The 4,266-nt window shown below is 56.0% G+C and carries 4 protein-coding genes; all 4 read right to left on the reverse strand.

The window, feature by feature from the left end; genetic code table 11:
• A partial coding sequence (locus ABJQ89_RS15065) for a ScpA family protein (RefSeq protein ID WP_348497004.1) occupies positions 1-453 on the reverse strand: 453 nt, incomplete at its 3' end.
• Positions 443-1,450, reverse strand: a complete 1,008-nt coding sequence (locus ABJQ89_RS15070; RefSeq protein WP_348497005.1) for a glycoside hydrolase family 3 protein — start codon at positions 1,448-1,450, stop codon at positions 443-445. The genes ABJQ89_RS15065 and ABJQ89_RS15070, both read right to left, overlap by 11 nt.
• Positions 1,450-2,553, reverse strand: coding sequence for an SPOR domain-containing protein (locus ABJQ89_RS15075; RefSeq protein WP_348497006.1), 1,104 nt, complete (start codon positions 2,551-2,553; stop codon positions 1,450-1,452). The genes ABJQ89_RS15070 and ABJQ89_RS15075 overlap by 1 nt, the downstream gene beginning before the upstream one ends.
• Positions 2,554-2,633: 80 nt before the next feature.
• The coding region (gene argS, locus ABJQ89_RS15080) for an arginine--tRNA ligase (protein ID WP_348497007.1) at positions 2,634-4,266 on the reverse strand (1,633 nt) is incomplete at its 5' end.

A 4,266-nucleotide genomic window follows, 5' to 3' on the forward strand; every position in this document is an offset into this window, starting at 1 on the left:
GCCGCGCGCAAAGAAATCACGTCCTAAACGGTCCCGTGCCATAAGGCGCGCGGCCACGTCGCGCATCGCTTGCAATCGCTCAAGCTGGAACGCCAGATGCGCAGCCAATTCTTCGCCGCTTGGTCCCTCTTCGGTCGGATCTGGGGGAAGCAAAAGGCGCGATTTCAAAAAGGCGAGCCACGCCGCCATGACCAGATAGTCCGCAGCGAGTTCCAAACGCAGCTCTTTCGCGCGCTCTACAAACAACAGGTATTGTTGCGCCAATTGCAGCACCGAGATTTTGCGCAGATCAACCTTTTGGGTCCGCGACAGCGTCAGTAAAACATCGAGCGGACCTTCGTAGCCATCCACATCAATGATGAGCGCTTCTGCGGCCATGCGTTCTTCGACGGATAAGCGGTTTTGCCCATCCGTGATCCAATCGCCAGTCGATTCAGTCGTGTCAGGCGCCATTCACCGTCCCATTCAGAAGCGCTTCACGCTGCGCTTGCAGATGGGAAATGTCAACAGGATCAGGGGTACGGCGGCAGGCAAGCGTTGCCTCTGCGCGTCTTTCGGCCTGTTCGCTCATCGCGCCAGCCGCATTTGCAACATCTTCCATTTCGCTCAGCGTGCCATTGCAATGCAAAATCACATCGCAACCCGCATCCAAAGACAGACGCGATAATTCGCTCAACGTCCCTGTCAAAGCCTTCATCGAAATATCATCGGTCATCACAAGACCATCAAAGCCCATATCCTCGCGGATCAGCCCCATCATTTTCGGTGACAAGGTTGCTGGGCGATCATCAAAGGCAGTGTAGGTGATATGCGCGGTCATCCCCATCGGGATATCGTTCAGCGCAGCAAAGGCCGCAAAATCATTCTGCCGCAGGACTTCGCCATTGGTCTCAACCACAGGCAAATCCAAATGACTATCCGTGACTGCGCGCCCATGGCCCGGAATATGCTTCAAAATGGGTAGAACACCACCATCCAAAAGACCACCGGCAACGGCCTGCCCTACTTTGACAACCGTTTGTAAGTTATTGCCATAGCATCTGTTTTTCAAAAATTCATGGGTTTCATCGGTTGCGATATCAACCATAGGCGCGCAATTGGCATCGATGCCAAGCGCCATAAGTTCCGCGGCTATAATACGGTAGCGCAGGTACATCGCGCGCGGCGCATTTGCGCCAAATTGGACGACATCATCAAGTGGCGGCAACCATTGCGTTGCGAGCGGCGGTCGCAAACGTTGCACCCGCCCCCCTTCTTGATCGATCAAGATCGGCGCATCGCGCCCGACGGCATCGCGCAGGCTATCGCACAGGGCTTGAATTTGCTCGCTGGTCTCAAGATTGCGATCAAAGACGATAAACCCAAATGGATCAGCCTCTTTGAAGAAGCTGATCTCACTGGCCGAAAGCTTGGTACTTTCGCAGCCAAATATAGTCGCGCCATACCCCATTATCGTGTGACGACAGGGATACAATCGGTGTTCTGAGCCGTCAAAGCAGAGCAGAAACGACGCGCATCTGCCAAGTCGCTAAAGCCCAAGGCACGCAAGCGATAGAAGGTACGCCCACCGCTTTCAGCACGCTGCACAACCCGTTGTTTTCCTTCCATATACTCACCAAATCGAGAGGAAAAGCGCGTCCATTCACTGCGCGCGACCTCGGCGCTTTCATAAGCGCCCAGTTGCACCAAACGGGTCCCTGCTGGAATGCTTGCAGGATCAACTTCTGAAACTGCAGAACTGACTGGCGCGGCAACGGTTGCAGCGCTCAAGGAGGCTGTACGAATTCCGGCTGGACGCACTTTCGGACGCACCGAAATCGCGACGCCCGGCACAGACGAAGAAATCGCTGTCGCGCTCAAGGTAAGCGTTGTGGGCGCTTGCGGCGTAGGCGCAGCGATCGGTTCAATACGGCTCGGCGCTTCTGCGATCGAGGTCTGAACCACCTCTTGGCGCACTTGGCCCTGTGTGGTCAAAGGCGTCGCACCCGCTGCAATTTGTGCCGCCAAGGCTTCGATAGAAGCCATTTTCGGATCAAGATCAGCGCTCGGCGCTTCGACCTGTGGTCGTGTCAGCGTGATAACTTCGGTCGGCTTTGGTTCGAATTTCGGTTGCGCTGCTGCCAGTTGATCGATCAACGGCGTATCTTCCTTGGACAGATCAATCGGCTCTGGCGCCAAAACGATACGATCCGATGGACCCGCTGTGCCACCCGCTGCTGCCACATCATTCACAGCCAGCCCTTGGTTGGAGGCTTGCGATCCACCTGGATTTTCAGGGCGCACGCGCATTTCGCCTTGCACGGCGCGCACCACAGGCACGCCAGCGACATCACGCGAAATAAGCTGGTAGCCCCAAACGCCAACGCCAATCAACAAGGCCAGCGAAAGACCTGCCCCCGTCAACGCGGCAACCGCCTTGACCGGATTACCCTTTGGCTGCTGCGGCGCTTCTGGCGCTGCAGGCTGCATGGGCGGCTGTTGATAGCCTTGGTACGCTTGATAAGATCCAGCCTGAGGCGCAAAGTTGCGCCCGTTTATTGGAAAATCTGCCATCTTGCCTCACATTTGTGCGGGCGATACGGTGCCGCCCAGCATCTTTTTGAACTGCTTCAGTCCGGTGTGAGAGATGTCATTTAACGCATTTCTTCAACCGGTTCGACGCCCAGAATAGACAGACCTGAGCAAATCACAACAGAGACGGCACGCGCGAGTGCGATTTTTGACACAGATGTGGCTTCTGAGTCGTCTTGGATGAAACGCAGCTCAGGAAGTTCGTTGCCACGGTTCCACAAAGCGTGAAATTCGCTTGCCAATTCATATAGATAGAAGGCAATGCGATGTGGCTCATTGGTCCGTGCGGCCAGTTCAACCAAACGTGGCCATTCTGCCAATTTCTTAGCGACGGCCAGCTCCGCCTCATGAGCAATCAACGCCAAATCTGGCGCGACGTTTACGTCAATGCCTGCGTCGCTCGCTTTGCGCAAAACGGAATGGACCCGCGCATTTGCGTATTGCACGTAAAAGACGGGGTTGTCTTTGGATTGCTCGAGCACCTTGTCAAAATCAAAGTCCAGCGGCGCATCGTTCTTACGCGTCAGCATATGGAACCGTGTCGCGCCGGGGCCAACCTGATCTACCACATCGCGCAAAGTCACAAAGGTCCCTGCCCGTTTGGACATTTTGAACGGCTCACCGTTCTTGAACAATTTCACCAGCTGCGTCAGCTTGATATCCAGCGGCACTTTGCCGTCAGACAGCGCAGACACCGCCGCTTTCATCCGCTTCACATAGCCGCCATGATCCGCGCCAAAAATATCGATCAACTGATCAAAGCCACGGCTTACCTTATCATAGTGATAGGCAATATCCGGCGCGAAGTAGGTCCATGCGCCATCGGATTTCATCACAGGGCGATCAACGTCATCCCCATGCTCCGTTGACTTAAACAACGTTTGCTCGCGCGGCTCCCAATCCTCAGGCTTCTTGCCCTTTGGTGGCTCAAGCACGCCCTCATAAATCAGGCCTTTGTCTTTCAGCTCGCCAATCGCGGCTTCAATCCGGCCCGTGCCATAAAGCGACTTTTCAGAGTAGAACACATCCATCTCGATCCCAAGGGATGCAAGGTCTTCGCGGATCAAGTCCATCATCTTTTCGGTAGAAAACTCGCGCACGTCCAGCAGCCAATCGGCTTCTGGCTTGCCCACATAGCTGTCGCCAACCTTATCCTTCAGCGCTTCCCCAACAGGGATCAGATAATCACCGGGGTATGTACCGTCCTCAAACGCCACCTCTTGGCCGTGGGCCTCAAGATACCGCAGATAGACAGAGCGCGCGAGAACATCGACCTGCGCGCCGCCATCGTTGATGTAGTATTCGCGCGTCACGTCATAGCCCGCGTAGTCCAGCAAGCTGGCAAGCGCATCGCCAAAGACCGCGCCACGGGTGTGGCCCACATGCAGCGGCCCGGTGGGGTTGGCCGAGACATATTCGACGTTCACCCGTTGACCGGCCCCGAGGATCGCGCGGCCAAAGTCGGTGCCTTGGCTGAGCACCTGCCGTGCCACGTTTTGCCAGACCGACGGCGCAAGGCGGAGGTTGATAAAACCCGGGCCGGCCACTTCGGCAGAGGTGATGCGCGGATTGAAAGCGCAGAGGTCGCAGGTCCGGGTTTCTTGAATATGCGGTTGTCTGCCTCCCTTTGGCAGGACGTCGTTGGTAAAGTGTTGGCGCAAGGCACTGAATTTGGCCGTTCTGACAAGGGCAAGG

It is taken from the genome of Planktotalea sp. (genome assembly GCF_039984035.1).
Lineage (GTDB): Bacteria > Pseudomonadota > Alphaproteobacteria > Rhodobacterales > Rhodobacteraceae > Planktotalea.